Annotated in this window: 13 protein-coding genes; 4 read left to right on the top strand and 9 right to left on the bottom strand. The window is 57.2% G+C overall.

The window, feature by feature from the left end:
* Positions 1-54: 54 nt before the first annotated feature.
* A complete protein-coding gene (glpK, locus tag LU196_RS18505; protein WP_232761327.1) occupies positions 55-1,566 on the bottom strand; it encodes a glycerol kinase GlpK in 1,512 nt (503 codons plus the stop codon).
* Positions 1,567-1,596: 30 nt separating this feature from the next.
* The gene (locus tag LU196_RS18510) at positions 1,597-2,445 is read right to left on the bottom strand and encodes an MIP/aquaporin family protein (protein WP_232761326.1); all 849 of its coding nucleotides are present in this window, start codon (positions 2,443-2,445) and stop codon (positions 1,597-1,599) included.
* Positions 2,446-2,862: 417 nt separating this feature from the next.
* Here LU196_RS18510 and zapB point away from each other — a divergent pair, with 417 nt between their 5' ends.
* Positions 2,863-3,102, top strand: coding sequence for a cell division protein ZapB (zapB, locus tag LU196_RS18515; RefSeq protein ID WP_232761325.1), 240 nt, complete (start codon positions 2,863-2,865; stop codon positions 3,100-3,102).
* A 57-nt stretch (positions 3,103-3,159) separates the two neighbouring features.
* Here the strand turns inward: zapB and rraA are convergent, their stop codons facing one another.
* The 6 genes from rraA to priA form a co-directional block, all read right to left on the bottom strand.
* The gene (gene rraA / locus LU196_RS18520) at positions 3,160-3,645 is read right to left on the bottom strand and encodes a ribonuclease E activity regulator RraA (RefSeq protein WP_232761324.1); all 486 of its coding nucleotides are present in this window, start codon (positions 3,643-3,645) and stop codon (positions 3,160-3,162) included.
* A 152-nt stretch (positions 3,646-3,797) separates the two neighbouring features.
* Entirely contained in the window at positions 3,798-5,132 is a 1,335-nt protein-coding gene (gene hslU, locus LU196_RS18525; protein ID WP_232761323.1) for an HslU--HslV peptidase ATPase subunit, read from the bottom strand.
* Between the two features lie 11 nt (positions 5,133-5,143).
* Positions 5,144-5,674, bottom strand: a complete 531-nt coding sequence (gene hslV / locus LU196_RS18530; RefSeq protein WP_128599790.1) for an ATP-dependent protease subunit HslV — start codon at positions 5,672-5,674, stop codon at positions 5,144-5,146.
* Between the two features lie 189 nt (positions 5,675-5,863).
* Complete coding sequence (gene ftsN / locus LU196_RS18535) at positions 5,864-6,805, bottom strand: cell division protein FtsN (protein ID WP_232761322.1); 942 nt, start codon at positions 6,803-6,805, stop codon at positions 5,864-5,866.
* Positions 6,806-7,017: 212 nt separating this feature from the next.
* The gene (gene cytR, locus LU196_RS18540; protein ID WP_232761321.1) at positions 7,018-8,055 is read right to left on the bottom strand and encodes a DNA-binding transcriptional regulator CytR; all 1,038 of its coding nucleotides are present in this window, start codon (positions 8,053-8,055) and stop codon (positions 7,018-7,020) included.
* 169 nt (positions 8,056-8,224) lie between these two features.
* Positions 8,225-10,423 carry a primosomal protein N' gene (gene priA / locus LU196_RS18545; protein ID WP_232761320.1) on the bottom strand — a complete coding sequence of 733 codons (2,199 nt, stop codon included), beginning with the start codon at positions 10,421-10,423 and terminating at the stop codon, positions 8,225-8,227.
* Between the two features lie 221 nt (positions 10,424-10,644).
* Here priA and rpmE point away from each other — a divergent pair, with 221 nt between their 5' ends.
* Positions 10,645-10,860 carry a 50S ribosomal protein L31 gene (gene rpmE, locus LU196_RS18550; RefSeq protein ID WP_021506837.1) on the top strand — a complete coding sequence of 72 codons (216 nt, stop codon included), beginning with the start codon at positions 10,645-10,647 and terminating at the stop codon, positions 10,858-10,860.
* A 77-nt stretch (positions 10,861-10,937) separates the two neighbouring features.
* On the opposite strand, the gene metJ is transcribed toward rpmE, so the two are convergent.
* A complete protein-coding gene (gene metJ, locus LU196_RS18555) occupies positions 10,938-11,255 on the bottom strand; it encodes a met regulon transcriptional regulator MetJ (protein WP_232761319.1) in 318 nt (105 codons plus the stop codon).
* A 275-nt stretch (positions 11,256-11,530) separates the two neighbouring features.
* Between metJ and metB the strand changes: the two genes are divergently transcribed.
* Positions 11,531-12,691 carry a cystathionine gamma-synthase gene (gene metB, locus LU196_RS18560; RefSeq protein WP_232761318.1) on the top strand — a complete coding sequence of 387 codons (1,161 nt, stop codon included), beginning with the start codon at positions 11,531-11,533 and terminating at the stop codon, positions 12,689-12,691.
* Positions 12,692-12,693: 2 nt separating this feature from the next.
* A complete protein-coding gene (locus tag LU196_RS18565; RefSeq protein ID WP_232761317.1) occupies positions 12,694-15,126 on the top strand; it encodes a bifunctional aspartate kinase/homoserine dehydrogenase II in 2,433 nt (810 codons plus the stop codon).
* The last annotated feature ends 51 nt before the right edge of the window (positions 15,127-15,177 follow it).

Genomic DNA, 15,177 nt, shown 5'->3' on the forward strand with positions numbered 1-15,177 from the left:
AGAGGGGGAGGGGGGAGGAAAACCTGCGGCAGGGCGCCGCAGGTTAAACAGAGATTACTCAGCGTCTTCCCATGAACGGGCACGGGCTACCGCTTTCTGCCAGCCAGCGTAGAGCACGTTACGCTGCGTGGTTTCGATGGTTGGACGGAACTCGCGTTCAATGACGGCTTTCGCACGCACCTCTTCCAAATCGCTCCAGAAGCCCACCGCCAGACCCGCCAGGTAGGCAGCACCTAACGCAGTCACTTCGCGCACTTCCGGACGCTCAACGCGCGTGCCGAGAATGTCTGACTGGAACTGCATCAGGAAGTTGTTGGCAACGGCACCGCCGTCAACGCGCAGCGATTGCAGGCGAGTACCCGCATCATTCTGCATCGCTTCCAGTACGTCGCGCGTCTGGTAGGCAATCGATTCCAGGGTGGCGCGAATAATGTGGTTAGCATTCGCTCCGCGCGTCAGGCCGAAGATGGCACCACGCGCATAGGGGTCCCAATAAGGCGCACCCAAGCCAGTAAAGGCCGGCACCATATAAACGCCGTTGGTGTCTTTGACTTTCAGCGCAAAGTATTCGGAATCGGTTGAATCGCTGATCAACTTCATCTCGTCACGCAGCCATTGGATAGAGGCACCGCCGATAAAGACCGCGCCTTCCAGCGCATAGTTCACTTCACCGCGTGGGCCGCAGGCGATGGTGGTGAGCAGGCCATGGGTAGACGTGACCGCTTCGGTGCCGGTGTTCATCAGCATAAAGCAGCCCGTACCGTAGGTGTTTTTCGCCATGCCCGGCTGTACGCAAAGTTGGCCATACAGGGCCGCCTGCTGGTCGCCAGCGATACCGGCAATCGGAATACGCGTGCCGCCTTTACCGCCAATGTTGGTCTGACCATACACTTCGGAAGAGCTTTTCACTTCTGGCAGCATTTCACGCGGAATATCCAGGATCTCCAGCATGCGCTCATCCCACTCCAACTTGTGGATGTTATACATCATGGTACGCGATGCGTTGGTGTGGTCTGTAACGTGAACGCGCCCTTGCGTCATTTTCCAGATAAGCCAGGTGTCAACGGTACCAAAGAGCAGCTCACCGCGTTTAGCACGCTCACGCGCACCTTCAACGTTATCTAAAATCCACTTCACTTTGGTGCCGGAGAAGTACGGGTTAATCACCAGACCGGTAGTGTGCTGGATGTACTCTTCCAGCCCCTCTTTCTTCAGCTTATTACAGTAATCTGCTGTGCGCGGATCCTGCCAAACGATAGCGTTGTAAACCGGCTTGCCGCTCTCTTTATCCCACACGATGGCGGTTTCACGCTGGTTGGTGATACCGATCGCGGCGATTTGATCGGAGCTGATGTCGGCATGTGCCAGCACTTCAACCAGGGTTGAGCTCTGTGAGGCCCAGATGTCCATGGGATCGTGCTCTACCCAGCCCGCTTTCGGGTAGATCTGGGTAAATTCGCGCTGTGAAACGGCAACGATATTGGCGTCATGATCGAGCACGACGGCACGTGAGCTGGTGGTGCCCTGGTCGAGCGCGACAATGTATTTTTTATCTGTCGTAGTCATTTACGTTTTCCCGATGATGAAGAGTGAAACTTACGCTTTACGCTGCTCTGCGCGCGCAATCGGCTTTTCTGTTGTGGTAATCGCCGCTGCGGCAACCGGCAGATGACGGCCAATCAGCGCACGATAACCGAAAGCACCTAAGCAGGCACCGACCAGCGGGCCAAAAATAGGAACCAGGAAGTAAGGAATATCTTTGCCGCCCGTGAAGGCGACATCGCCCCAACCGGCAATGAATGCGAACAGTTTAGGACCAAAATCACGCGCCGGGTTCAGGGCGAAGCCGGTCAGTGGGCCCATTGAACCGCCGATCACGGCGACCAGCAGACCGATCAGCAGCGGTGCCAGCGGACCACGCGGAACGCCGTTGCCATCATCCGTTAACGCCATGATAACCGCCATCAACACAGCGGTAATCACCATCTCAACCAGGAAAGCCTGTGCCACGCTGATGTGCGGGTTAGGGTAAGTTGAGAAGATGCCTGCCAGGTCAAGGCTTTGTACGCTTCCGCGTACCATTTGGTGGCTGGCTTCGTAGTCAAAGAACAGATTGTAGTAAAGTCCGTAAACCAGAGCAGCGGCACAGAAAGCGCCGGCAACCTGCGCCAGAATGTACGGCAGCACTTTGCGGCCTTCAAAATTCGCAAACAGACACAACGCAACGGTTACGGCTGGGTTAAGGTGTGCACCTGACACGCCTGCACTCAGATAAACCGCCATGGAGACAGCTAGACCCCAGATAATACAGATTTCCCACTGACCGAACGCGGCACCCGCCAGTTTCAGAGCAGCCACACAACCTGCGCCGAAAAAGATGATCAACCCGGTGCCAAGAAACTCGGCGATGCACTGACCTTTAAGCGTATTCGTAGTCTGACTCATAATGGCATTCCTGAAGCGAGGTTAAATTTTATCAGTTTTTGTTCTCAATCCATGAGTCACCCAGCTCTAATGTAGGGCTGATGTAAATTTATCGTTAACGAGCATAAACGAGAAATACCGCGCTTAAGATCTGTGTAGTGCGTCATAAAAATGAGCGTTTTCGCGTATTTTACCTTTCTTTAAGGGTCACAAAGGGCCCCTTCGGGCGTCTATAAGCGTGACCGCGCGCAAAATTGCGCGATCCTGAGCGTTTGATTAAGCATAAACTGAAAAGTGTTACAGACTTCCCGCGCAAGCCCTGTGCCACTGGACTTGCCGCAGATGGCTACTTACAATCGACCTATCGTGGCTGGCTACCTGTAATCGTGCAGCCCCAGCGCTATCAACGCCTTGCAAGAATCAGGAGAGGTTAGAAAGATGTCATTTGAAGTGTTCGAAAAACTGGAAGCGAAAGTACAGCAGGCGATTGATACCATCACGCTGCTGCAGATGGAAATCGAAGAGCTGAAAGAGCAGAACAATACGCTGAAAAACGAAGCCAGCCAGGCTTCCGGCAATCACGAAGCGCTGATGCGTGAAAATCAGCATCTGAAAGAAGAGCAGCATGTGTGGCAGGAGCGCCTGCGTGCACTACTGGGAAAAATGGAAGAAGTTTAAGCGTCGTGGCTTAAACCAACGGGTGCCTCGGCACCCGTTTTTGTTTGCGTGATGCGCTTATTCGATATCCAGCGCATCTTCAGACAGGATAATGCCGGTGTTGTCGGCGTAAAGGTGATCGCCTGAGAAGAATGTCACGCCACCAAAGTTGACCCGCACGTCGCTTTCTCCGATGCCTTCACCCGCTGCGCCAACCGGAATGGCGGCAATCGCCTGAATGCCAATTTCCAGCTCTTCGAGTTCATCAACCTGACGTACCGAGCCGTAAACCACGATCCCTTCCCACTCGTTTTCTTGCGCCAGGCGCGCCAGCTGTGCATCAACCAGCGCACGACGGACCGAACCACCACCGTCGACAACCAGCACGCGTCCCCGGCCATTTTCCTCCAGCAGATCGTAGAGCAGGCCATTATCTTCGAAACATTTCACTGTGGTTATTTGACCACCGAAGGAGGTACGCCCGCCAAAGTTGGAAAAAAGCGGTTCAACCACATTCACTTCTTCATGGTAGATGTCACAGAGTTCAGATGTATCGTATTTCATAGGGATATCGTCTGTTTGCCACAGGAGCGGTAAGTATATCGCTTTCTGGCGATCGTTGGCAAAATCATCAGCCGCCAAAAAAAGCGCTGCATCAATATCCTGCGCAAAAAAATGCCCGGCACAAAGGCCGGGCAGTCGGGTAAAACGGGGGCTTACAGAATAAAGCGGCTGAGATCTTCGTCTGCCACCAGTACATCCAGATGTTTGCCCACGTACTCGGCATCGATGGTGATCGATTCGCCGTTGCGATCGCTGGCGTCGTAGGAGATATCTTCCATCAGACGCTCCAGCACGGTATGCAAGCGGCGCGCACCGATGTTCTCGGTGGTCTCGTTAACCTGCCAAGCCGCTTCAGCAATACGACGAATACCGTCTTCCGTGAACTCAACGTTGACGCCTTCGGTGCCCATCAGCGCTTTATACTGCACCGTCACGGAGGCATTCGGTTCGGTGAGGATACGTTCGAAATCGTTCACCGTCAGCGCCTGGAGCTCGACGCGAATCGGCAGACGGCCCTGCAGCTCTGGAATCAGGTCCGAGGGGCTGGCCACCTGGAATGCGCCAGAAGCAATAAACAGAATATGGTCGGTTTTTACCATGCCATGTTTGGTGGACACGGTGCAGCCTTCCACCAGCGGCAGCAGATCGCGCTGCACACCTTCACGCGAGACATCGGGGCCGGAAGATTGACCGCCGCGCTTACAAATTTTATCGATCTCGTCGATAAAGACGATGCCGTGCTGCTCAACGGCGTCAATTGCGTCCTGCTTTAACTCTTCCGGATTCACCAGCTTGGCGGCTTCTTCCTCGATCAGCAGCTTCATGGCGTCTTTAATTTTCAATTTGCGCGGCTTCTGCTTTTGACCGCCCAAGTTTTGGAACATCGACTGCAGCTGGCTCGTCATCTCTTCCATGCCCGGAGGCGCCATGATCTCAACGCCCGGTGCGGAAACCGCTAAATCAATTTCGATCTCTTTATCGTCGAGCTGGCCTTCGCGCAATTTTTTACGGAAAGATTGGCGTGCCGCAGAAGGCTCTGCGCTCTGCTCGGCCTGGCCCCAGTTATTTTTCGCCGGTGGGATCAGCACGTCGAGAATACGCTCTTCTGCCATCTCTTCAGCGCGGTATTTGTTCTTCTCGATCGCCTGGCTGCGCACCATTTTGATCGCCGAATCGGTCAGGTCGCGGATAATTGAATCCACTTCTTTACCCACATACCCAACTTCGGTGAATTTGGTGGCTTCTACTTTAATAAACGGCGCGTTTGCCAGCTTCGCCAAACGACGGGCGATTTCGGTTTTACCCACGCCAGTGGGGCCAATCATCAGAATATTTTTCGGGGTGACTTCATGGCGCAGCTCTTCATCAAGCTGCATACGGCGCCAGCGGTTGCGCAGCGCAATCGCCACGGCCTTCTTTGCACCGTCCTGGCCGATGATAAAGCGGTTGAGTTCGCTAACAATCTCGCGGGGAGTCATCTCAGACATGATTTAAATCCTTACGCCTTGGACGGTAATTCTTCAAAGTTAATATTATGGTTAGTGTAAATGCAGATATCGCCCGCGATGTTCAGCGCTTTTTCAACAATATCGTGTGCACCAATCTCAGTGTTTTCCAGCAGCGCGCGTGCGGCTGCTTGTGCGTAAGGCCCACCGGAGCCGATAGCAATCAAATCGTTTTCTGGCTGAATCACATCACCGTTGCCGCTAATAATCAGCGAAGAGTTCTCATCGGCAACCGCCAGCAAGGCTTCAAGGCGACGCAGCATGCGGTCGGTGCGCCAGTCTTTCGCTAATTCTACCGCCGCTTTAACCAGATGCCCCTGATGCATCTCAAGCTTACGCTCGAACAGTTCAAACAGCGTGAAGGCATCTGCGGTACCGCCAGCAAAGCCAGCGATCACTTTATCGTTGTAGAGACGACGCACTTTTTTTACGTTGCCTTTCATTACGGTATTGCCGAGCGTTGCCTGGCCATCACCGCCAATCACCACGCGGCCATTGCGTCGTACACTCACTATCGTTGTCACGGGCAGACCCCTTGTTACATTAGAAATGGAACGCCGTGCACAGAGCACGGGTCAGCATGCAACCTGATATGGGGCGGGTTTAAGGTCTTTCAACCCCGCCGTTGTGACCATGATGAAATTGTAGGAAGAATCCGGAGAGAGGCCGCCCGGCGTGGACTGAAGAAGCACCGGGCGGTTTATAGGGGGCGATCAGGGAAGCGCGAGCGGAATACAGCTGCCGTGGCCGGCACTGCGCAGACGCTTGACGGTGCTGTCCGCGCTGCTGCGCTCTTTAAACGGACCAATGACCACGCGATTCCAGCCGCCGCCGGTGGTGATACGGCTTTCAAAGCCCTCGAACGCCAGGCCTGCGCGCACCGATTCCGCTTGATCGGTGCCTTTGAACGACCCGCACTGCACCATCCAGCGCTGTGACGAGGCTTTCTCTTCCGGTTTTGCCTTGGCCGTTTCCTGCGGTTTTGGCTGCGGCGTCGGTTCGCGGGTAATCGGCGCAGCTTGCTGCTGGCGCTGTTGCTGCTGTTGCTGCTGTTGGCGCTGCTGCTGCATCTGCTGTTGATGCTGAGCCTGCTGCTGCTGCTGTTGTTGCAGCTGCTGCTGTTGTTGCAGCTGCTGCTGGTGTTGGACTTGCTGCTGCCGGAGCTGCTGCTGCGCCTGTTGCTGACGCTGCAGCGTTTGCTGACGCTGCGCCGGCGTTTGCTCGTTCCACGGCACTTCATTCAGCTGGGTAGGCTGCTGACGCATATCCGCCTGCATCTGCTCAAGCAATTGGCGTTGCTCGTCCGTGAGCTGGGTCTGAGATTGCACCTCGCCGCCGGCGGACGGTTCTGTCGGCGACGGCACGGTGATCTGCCGATTTTCCAGCTCTTTAATATACTTCCAGCGCTCTTCCGGCTTGGGCGGAAGCCCATTGCCGTTGGCTTTATGATTCGGAATGATCGGCGTCTCTTCTTTTTTATGATGGGAGATGAACCATAAACCACCGGCAAAGGTGACCAGTACGGCCGCGGCCAGTACGATCATGAGTTTTGATGTGCCTGAGCTGCCTTTGCTTTTTTTGCTACGGCCAGCTGTGGCTTTTTTGCGACGCGTCCCTGTTGAACGCCCGCGGCCTACATAATCTCTCTGTGCCACTCTCGTTCTAATACCCTTTAAAAAATGCCAGCGGGCGTAACCCGAAAAATAGACGCTGCGGCGTGCTCAGCCGTGGCGTAAAGAAGGATGACGGGGTCAATATGCAGTTAGCTACCTGCCCGGCAACGGAATGCGTCATGTTACTCAAGGGCTGGAACTTTGACCAGCAGAGTCTGCCTTCAGAATCTGCTGAAAAATGACTGACAATCGCCTTAATTTTCACGTTTTAGCGCGGGCGCCGTGCTGCCACGAATGCGCAGTTCGGCATCAAGCAGGCGAGAGCCATTATTAACGCGCTTGCCGTGTAATTCGTCCAGCAGCAGCAGCATCGCTTCGCGGCCAATAGCAAAACGCGGCTGCGCCACGGTGGTCAGTGGGGGATCGTAATATTGCGCCAGTTCGATATCGTCAAAGCCGACTACGGAGAGATCGTCCGGTACGCGCATCCCCAGTTTTCGCGCCTGATTAATGGCCCCGAGCGCCATTAAGTCGCTGTGACAGAAAAGTGCCTTAGGCGGCTTTGGCAGCGCCATGAGCTTTTTCAACGCGCTGGCGCCGGCTTCGAAGGTAAAATCCCCGTGTACAATCAGCGTAGGATCGATGGCAATGTTGCTGCGGCGCAGCGCCTGAATGTAGCCCTGCAGGCGGTACTGACTCAGCGGAATGCGCTCAGGCCCGGTGATACAGGCGATCTGGCGATGACCAAGCTGCAATAAATGATTCACTGCTTCAAACGCCGCCGTGAGGTTATCAATGTGCACCGTAGGTAACGCCATTTCAGGGGCGAACTCGTTACCCATCACCATGGGCGGTAAATTACGCTGTTCGTCGATACCGGCGTCAAACGGCAGCTGTGATCCCAGCAACACCATGCCGTCAATTTGGCGCGTGAGCATCAAATTGAGAAACGTCTTTTCTTGCTGATCCTGATGGGCGCAGTCGCCAATCAGCACCAGGTAGCCCGCCTGCGCAGCAGTCACCTCTACACCACGAATGATTTCACTGAAAAACGGATCGCAGATGTCCGGCACGATAACCAGAATGGTTTGGGTTTCGCTGCGTCTGGCATTGCGCGCCAGGCCGTTTGGTGCATAACCCACGGCGAGCACCGCCTGCTCGACTTTCTGTCGGGTGGCCGCCGAGACTTTTTCTGGATTCATCAGCGCACGAGAAACGGTGGCGGTGGAGACGCCCGCGTGCTCGGCCACATCCTTCATGGTGGCGGCGGTTGAGGGTTGCTTCTGGTCCAACGTATCACTCCTGACGCGGTACAGCGCATGGGTTATCGAGAAACCCCCCGGCCTCTTGCCGGGGAGGGCACTATTGTTAACCCAACGTCGGGTGAGGTTGTTACTTAATTTGCATAAAAAGTGTGACAAAAGTGGCATTTTTGGAACTGGCTCACAGGTGCCGATCCGCTTAACTCTCAGTGGGATCGATATCCAGCGTCCATTTTACTTTTCGCGCGGCGGGCAGCGTTCCCACCAGCGGTAGCGAACTGCTCAGCAGCTGCTGCAGGCGTTTGCGCGACGGATGCTGCAGCAGCAGCTGCCAGCGCCAGCGGCCACTGCGCTTCGGCGCCAGGGCGGGCACCGGTCCCATCAACCACATCGCCTCGTCTTTCAGCGGGCTGGCCTCCAGCAGATTGCGCAGCTGCGTCAGAAACTCAGCGGCTTGCATATTGTCCATGTCTTCCGCGCGAAACAGCGCGTGACTGGTCCACGGCGGCAGCTGTACCGCCTGACGCTCCAGCAGTGTTTGATCGGCAAAGGCAAAATAGCCGCGGTGCAGCAGCGTTTGCAGCAACGGGTGTTCGGGGTGATGCGTTTGCAGTAGCACTTCGCCTTGCTTGCCGGCGCGCCCAGCGCGTCCGGCCACCTGCGTATACAGCTGGGCAAAACGCTCGGCCGCGCGAAAATCGGCGGAAAAGAGCGCGCCGTCCACGTCCAGCAGCGACACCAGCGTGACGTCGGGAAAGTGATGGCCTTTCGCCAGCATTTGTGTACCCACCAGGATGCGTGCACCGCCGCGATGGACGTCAGCCAAATGCTGCTCCAGCGCGCCTTTGCGACTGGTGGTATCGCGATCGATACGTGAAATGGGCACGCCGGGAAACAGCGTGGTTAACTGCTGCTCAAGCTGCTCGGTGCCAACGCCCACCGGCGTGAGATGCGTGGAGCCGCAGCCCGGACACTGATGCGGCAGCGGGCGCTGGCTATCGCAGTGGTGACAGCGCAGCTGGCGGTGATGCTGATGCAGCGTGTAGTAACTGTCGCAGCGCTGACATTCGGCAAGCCACCCGCAGTCGTGGCACATCAGCGCCGGTGAAAATCCGCGGCGGTTCAAAAACAACAGCACTTGGTTATCGGCCTGCAGATGCTGGCGCATTTTGCCCAGCAGCGCAGGCGCCAGACCCCCTTTTAGCGGCTGCCCCTTGAGATCGATAAGCTGCTGCAGCGCGGGCTTGGCGTTACCCGCACGCTGCATCAGGTTGAGCTGGCGATATTTGCCCACGCGCACGTTGTGCAGGGTTTCCAGCGCGGGGGTGGCGGAACCCATCACAATCGGGATGTTCTCTTCATGGGCGCGGAATACCGCCAGATCGCGCGCCTGATAGCGCCAGCCTTCTTGCTGTTTGTAGGAGCTGTCGTGCTCTTCATCAATGATGATCACGCCGGGCCGTGCCAGCGGGGTAAAGAGCGCAGAGCGGGTGCCAATCACGATGGCGGTTTCACCGCTGCGCGCGCGCAGCCATACCGCCAGGCGCTCGCTGTCGTTCAGTGCCGAATGCAGCACATCCACCGGCGCGTCAAAGCGTTCGCGAAAGCGGGCGATGGTTTGCGGCGTCAGGCCAATTTCAGGCACCAGCACCAGCGCTTGCTTGCCGCGCGCCAGCACGTTTTCCAGCACGCTGAGATACACTTCGGTTTTGCCCGAGCCGGTGATCCCGGCAAGCAGCCAGGCGGCGTAATGGTCGTCCTCGCTGCGAATGGCGCCCACCGCCATGGCTTGTTCTGTATTCAGGCGTAGCCGTTCGCCCTTAACGGCGAAGGTGTCGCGCCAGTCTTGCGGCTGCGGCGCGCGTTCGCGCAAGTCGCACAGCCCTTTTTCCCGCAGCGCCTGCAGCGCCGCATCGGTGAGATCGTGTTCTGCGACTTGGTGGCGATACAGCGGCCGCTGGCGCAACGCCGCCAGCGCCTGCTGCTGCTTGGGTGCGCGCTTCAGGCTCTCTATCGCCACTTCACGTCCGGCGTCATTGACGATCCATTGCCACAGTGGTGCGTCTTGCGCGGGTTTCCCCTGGCGCAGCAGCACCGGCAGCGCATGGCTCAGCACCTCGCCCAGCGGCGAGTGATAGTAGTGCGCCGCCCAGTGAAGAATGCGCCACAGCGCCGGCGAGAATAGACTGCGATCGTCCAGTACCGCGTCAATTTCCTTGAGCTGCGTCAGCGGCAGGTCGCTGGTGGGCTGCACAGCGGTGACAATGCCCAGCATTTTGCGCTTGCCGAACGGTACGCTCACGCGCGCGCCAGCGACCGGCTGCGCGGTATTGGCAGGCAGCAGGTAGTCAAAGACGCGAGGCAGCGGGACGGGCAGGGCAACCTGAACAACGGGCATGTCGATCTCTATCGGGCTGTGTCATAAGGAGAAGTAGTGTACACGCTGGAATCGCCAGCGGGTATGCATTGCCGCTATTTGCCAGAAGCGGTTATTTTCTGTATACTATGCCGCCTTTGATGAGATGGCTCGTCAAAGATACACTTAATTTTTAACCGCGTGTGGTGCTGTGCAGGTTCGCCTGGCACGGAGAGCGACACGGCCTTTTATGAGGTTCTCCCATGAAACAAGGTATTCACCCGAAATACGAAGCTGTGACCATCACCTGCTCTTGCGGTAACGTGATCAACACCCGTTCTACCATGACCGGTACGCTGAACCTGGACGTGTGCGGCAAATGCCACCCGTTCTACACCGGTAAGCAGCGTGTTGTTGACTCCGGTGGTCGTGTTGATCGCTTCAACAAGCGTTTCAGCATCCCGGGCAGCAAGAAATAAGATTTTTTGCCGTCGAATCACTTTGATTCGGAAGCATGAAAAAACCCAGCCTCGGCTGGGTTTTTTTATTTCTGCACTCAGTATTCCCAGGTATCCGGATCAATGCCCATTTCGCGCATGATCTGTTTCGCCTCTTCTGGGATTTCATCACTGCGCTCTTTACGCAAATCTACGTCATCCGGTAAAGGTTGCCCGGTGAAGGCGTGCAAAAAGGCTTCACACAGTAGCTCGCTGTTGGTGGCGTGGCGCAGGTTATTGACCTGACGGCGCGTGCGCTCATCCGTTAAAATTTTAAGAACCTTCAGCGGGATAGAGACGGTTATTTTCTTAACCTGCTCGCTCTTTTTACCGTGTTCAGCGTAAGGGCTGATATATTCGCCATTCCATTCAGCCATGGGTTACCTTAATCAATAAAAGTTGAATATGGGGAAATCCGTTGATTGTGCCCGCTTTTTCGATGCCTGACCGCTCATACTGCCGGTTTTATGCTTGCGCGGCGCTTGTCGCAACAAAGCGCGCTGAACACCAGGCGATGACGCGTGATTTTAGCGGTTATTGCCCCGATGCTCAATCTATACGCAAAGACATTTAGATGTCCAGATGTATTGACGTCCGTGGTCGGGATGTTATCCTGATGTTTCATTTTTACACTTCAGGAACAGCGACCACCATGACGCGTAAACAGGCCACCATCGCGGTACGCAGCGGTTTAAATGATGACGAGCAGTATGGCTGCGTTGTCCCACCGATTCATCTCTCCAGCACCTATAACTTCCTCGATTTCAATGAACCGCGCGCGCATGATTATTCGCGCCGCGGCAATCCAACGCGCGATGTGGTACAGCGTGCGCTGGCAGAGCTGGAAGGTGGCGCAGGCGCGGTGCTGACCAATACCGGTATGTCCGCGATCCACCTTGTGACCACGGTGTTTCTGAAGCCAGGCGATCTGCTGGTGGCGCCGCACGACTGTTACGGCGGTAGCTATCGCCTGTTTGACAGCCTGAGCAAGCGCGGCGCGTACCGGGTCAAGTTCGTTGACCAGGGCGATAAACAGGCGCTGGACGCGGCGCTGGCGGAAAAGCCGAAGCTAGTGCTGGTAGAAAGCCCAAGCAACCCGCTGCTGCGCGTGGTGGATATTGCCGCCATTTGCCAGGCTGCGCGCGAGGCGGGCGCGGTGAGCGTGGTGGATAACACTTTCCTGAGCCCGGCCCTGCAGAATCCCCTGGCGCTGGGTGCCGATCTGGTGCTGCACTCCTGTACTAAATACCTCAATGGCCACTCTGACGTGGTCGCGGGCACTGTTATCGCCAAAGATCCGGCGGTGGCCACCGAACTTGCCTGGTGGGCGAACAATATCGGGGTTACCGGCGCGGCCTTTGACAGCTATTTACTGCTGCGCGGTCTGCGTACGCTGGCGCCGCGCATGGCGGCAGCGCAGCGCAACGCGCTGGCGATTGTTGATTACCTGCGCCAGCAACCGCTGGTGAAAAAGCTGTATCATCCATCTTTGCCGGAAAATGCTGGTCATGAGGTTGCGGTACGTCAACAGCGCGGTTTTGGTGCCATGTTAAGTTTTGAACTGGACGCCGATGAGGCGCGCCTGCGCCGGTTCCTGAAAGCGCTCCAGCTGTTTACGCTGGCAGAGTCGCTGGGCGGCGTGGAAAGCCTGATTTCGCACACCGCCACCATGACCCACGCGGGCATGTCGGCAGAAGCCCGGGCGGCAGCGGGCATTTCTGACACGCTGCTGCGTGTTTCTGTGGGTATAGAAGATCACGAAGATTTAATCGCCGACCTGGATAATGCATTCCGGATCGCAGCCGAGGAATAACCATGACGATTTCAGCAGGCGCGGGAACGCCGATCAAGCAGTTGCACAAATTTGGTGGCAGTAGTCTGGCGGACGCACGCTGTTACCAGCGCGTCGCCAGCATTATGGCGGATTACAGCCAGCCGGGTGATTTGATGGTGGTGTCTGCGGCGGGCAGCACCACGAATCAGCTGATTAGCTGGCTCAAGCTGAGCCAGAGCGACCGGCTCTCCGCCCACCAGGTGCAACAGGCTTTACGACGTTATCACAGCGAGCTGATTGCTGCGCTGCTGCCTGCTGAGCTGGCTGAAACCCTCACCACCGCGTTTATCCGCGATCTGGAACGTCTGGCGGCGCTGCTGGACGGCACCCTCACCGACGCGATATATGCTGAGGTGGTCGGGCACGGGGAAATTTGGTCCGCACGTCTGATGGCGGCGGTGCTGGCGCAGCGCGATCTGGATGCCGCATGGCTGGACGCGCGTGACTTTTTACGCGCGGAACGCGCGGCCCAGCCGCAGGTTGACGAAGGCAAATCCTGGCCGCTGTTGCAGGCGCTGCTGGCGCAGCATCCGCATCGGCGTCTGGTAGTGACCGGCTTTATCAGCCGCAATGACGCAGGCGAAACCGTGCTGCTTGGCCGCAACGGTTCTGACTACTCGGCTACGCAGATAGGCGCCCTGGCGGGCGTGGGGCGCGTGACGATCTGGAGTGACGTCGCCGGGGTTTACAGCGCCGATCCGCGCAAAGTATCTGATGCCTGTCTGCTGCCGCTGCTGCGTCTGGATGAAGCCAGCGAGCTGGCGCGTCTCGCCGCACCGGTGCTGCATACGCGCACCTTACAGCCGGTGTCCAATAGCGATATCGATTTGCAGCTGCGCTGTAGCTACCAGCCGGAGCAGGGCTCAACGCGTATTGAGCGCGTACTGGCTTCGGGTACCGGCGCACGTATTGTCACCAGCCATGATGATGTTTGCCTGGTGGAGATTCAGATCCCCGACAATCACGATTTTAAAACCCAGCAGAAAGAGATCGATCTCCTGCTGAAGCGTGCTCAGCTGCGCCCGCTGGCCATGGGGATTCATCCCGATCGCCGTCTGCTGCAGCTCTGCTATACCTCCGAGGTGGTGGACAGCGCCTTCACGCTGCTGCAGGACGCCGCCATTCCTGGCCATTTGCAACTGCGCGAAGGGCTCGCGCTGGTGGCGCTGGTCGGTGCAGGCGTCACGCGTAACCCGCTGCACAGTCACCGTTTTTGGCAGCAAATTAACGATCAGCCGGTTGAATTTGTCTGGCAGTCTGAAGATCACATCAGCATTGTTGCCGTGCTGCGCGTCGGGCCGACGCAACATCTGATTCAGGGATTGCACCAGTCGCTGTTTCGCGCCGAGAAGCGCATTGGTTTAATGCTGTTTGGTAAAGGCAATATTGGCTCGCGCTGGCTGGAGCTGTTTGCCCGTGAGCAAGAGACGCTTTCCGCGCGTACCGGCTTTGAGTTTGTGCTGGCTGGCGTGGTCGATAGCCGGCGCAGCCTGTTAAGCGAAACGGGACTCGACGCTAGCCGGGCGCTGGCGTTCTTTGATGATGAAGCCGTGGAGCGTGATGAAGAGTCGCTGTTCCTGTGGATGCGCGCCCATCCGTTTGATGATTTAGTGGTGCTGGATGTCACCGCCAGCGAGCCACTGGCGCAGCAGTATCTCGATTTTGCCAGCCACGGCTTTCACGTCATCAGCGCCAACAAAGTGGCCGGCGCGTCCAACAGTAAAAGCTGGCGGCAGGTACGTGATGCCTTCGCCAAAACCGGTCGCCACTGGCTCTACAACGCAACGGTGGGGGCAGGTTTACCGGTTAACCACACGGTGCGCGATTTACGCGAGAGCGGCGACAGCATTCTTGCTATCAGCGGGATCTTCTCCGGCACGCTCTCCTGGCTGTTCCTGCAGTTTGACGGCACGGTGCCGTTCAGCGAGCTGGTGGATCAGGCGTGGCAGCAAGGCTTAACGGAGCCCGATCCGCGCGTGGATCTGTCGGGGCAGGATGTGATGCGCAAGCTGGTGATTCTGGCGCGCGAGGCGGGTTACGACATCGAGCCGGATCAGGTGCGCGTGGAGTCGCTGGTGCCCGCGGCGTGTAAAGAGGAATCGATTGACCACTTCTTTGAAAACGCCGATACGCTTAACGATCAGATGCTACAGCGTCTGGAAGCCGCACAAGAGATGGGCCTGGTGCTGCGCTACGTGGCGCGCTTCGATGCCAACGGTAAAGCGCGCGTGGGCGTAGAGGCGGTGCGCCCGGAGCATCCGCTGGCGGCGCTGCTGCCGTGCGATAACGTGTTCGCGATTGAAAGCCGCTGGTATCGCGACAATCCGCTGGTGATTCGCGGGCCGGGCGCCGGCCGTGACGTCACCGCCGGTGCCATTCAATCGGATATCAATCGTCTCGCCCAGCTGCTGTAGTTTGCCCGCCACGCAGGCCGCGGACGCATAAAAAAAGGGGCCTAAGGGCCC

The organism is Pantoea sp. Mb-10 (assembly GCF_021272205.1).
Taxonomy (GTDB): Bacteria; Pseudomonadota; Gammaproteobacteria; order Enterobacterales; family Enterobacteriaceae; genus Pantoea.

Coding starts and splice junctions, on each gene's coding strand:
- glpK (WP_232761327.1), bottom strand. CDS start 1,566: ATGACTACGACAGATAAAAAATACATTGTCGCGCTCGACCAGGGCACC.
- LU196_RS18510 (WP_232761326.1), bottom strand. CDS start 2,445: ATGAGTCAGACTACGAATACGCTTAAAGGTCAGTGCATCGCCGAGTTT.
- zapB (WP_232761325.1), top strand. CDS start 2,863: ATGTCATTTGAAGTGTTCGAAAAACTGGAAGCGAAAGTACAGCAGGCG.
- rraA (WP_232761324.1), bottom strand. CDS start 3,645: ATGAAATACGATACATCTGAACTCTGTGACATCTACCATGAAGAAGTG.
- hslU (WP_232761323.1), bottom strand. CDS start 5,132: ATGTCTGAGATGACTCCCCGCGAGATTGTTAGCGAACTCAACCGCTTT.
- priA (WP_232761320.1), bottom strand. CDS start 10,423: ATGCCCGTTGTTCAGGTTGCCCTGCCCGTCCCGCTGCCTCGCGTCTTT.
- rpmE (WP_021506837.1), top strand. CDS start 10,645: ATGAAACAAGGTATTCACCCGAAATACGAAGCTGTGACCATCACCTGC.
- metJ (WP_232761319.1), bottom strand. CDS start 11,255: ATGGCTGAATGGAATGGCGAATATATCAGCCCTTACGCTGAACACGGT.
- metB (WP_232761318.1), top strand. CDS start 11,531: ATGACGCGTAAACAGGCCACCATCGCGGTACGCAGCGGTTTAAATGAT.
- LU196_RS18565 (WP_232761317.1), top strand. CDS start 12,694: ATGACGATTTCAGCAGGCGCGGGAACGCCGATCAAGCAGTTGCACAAA.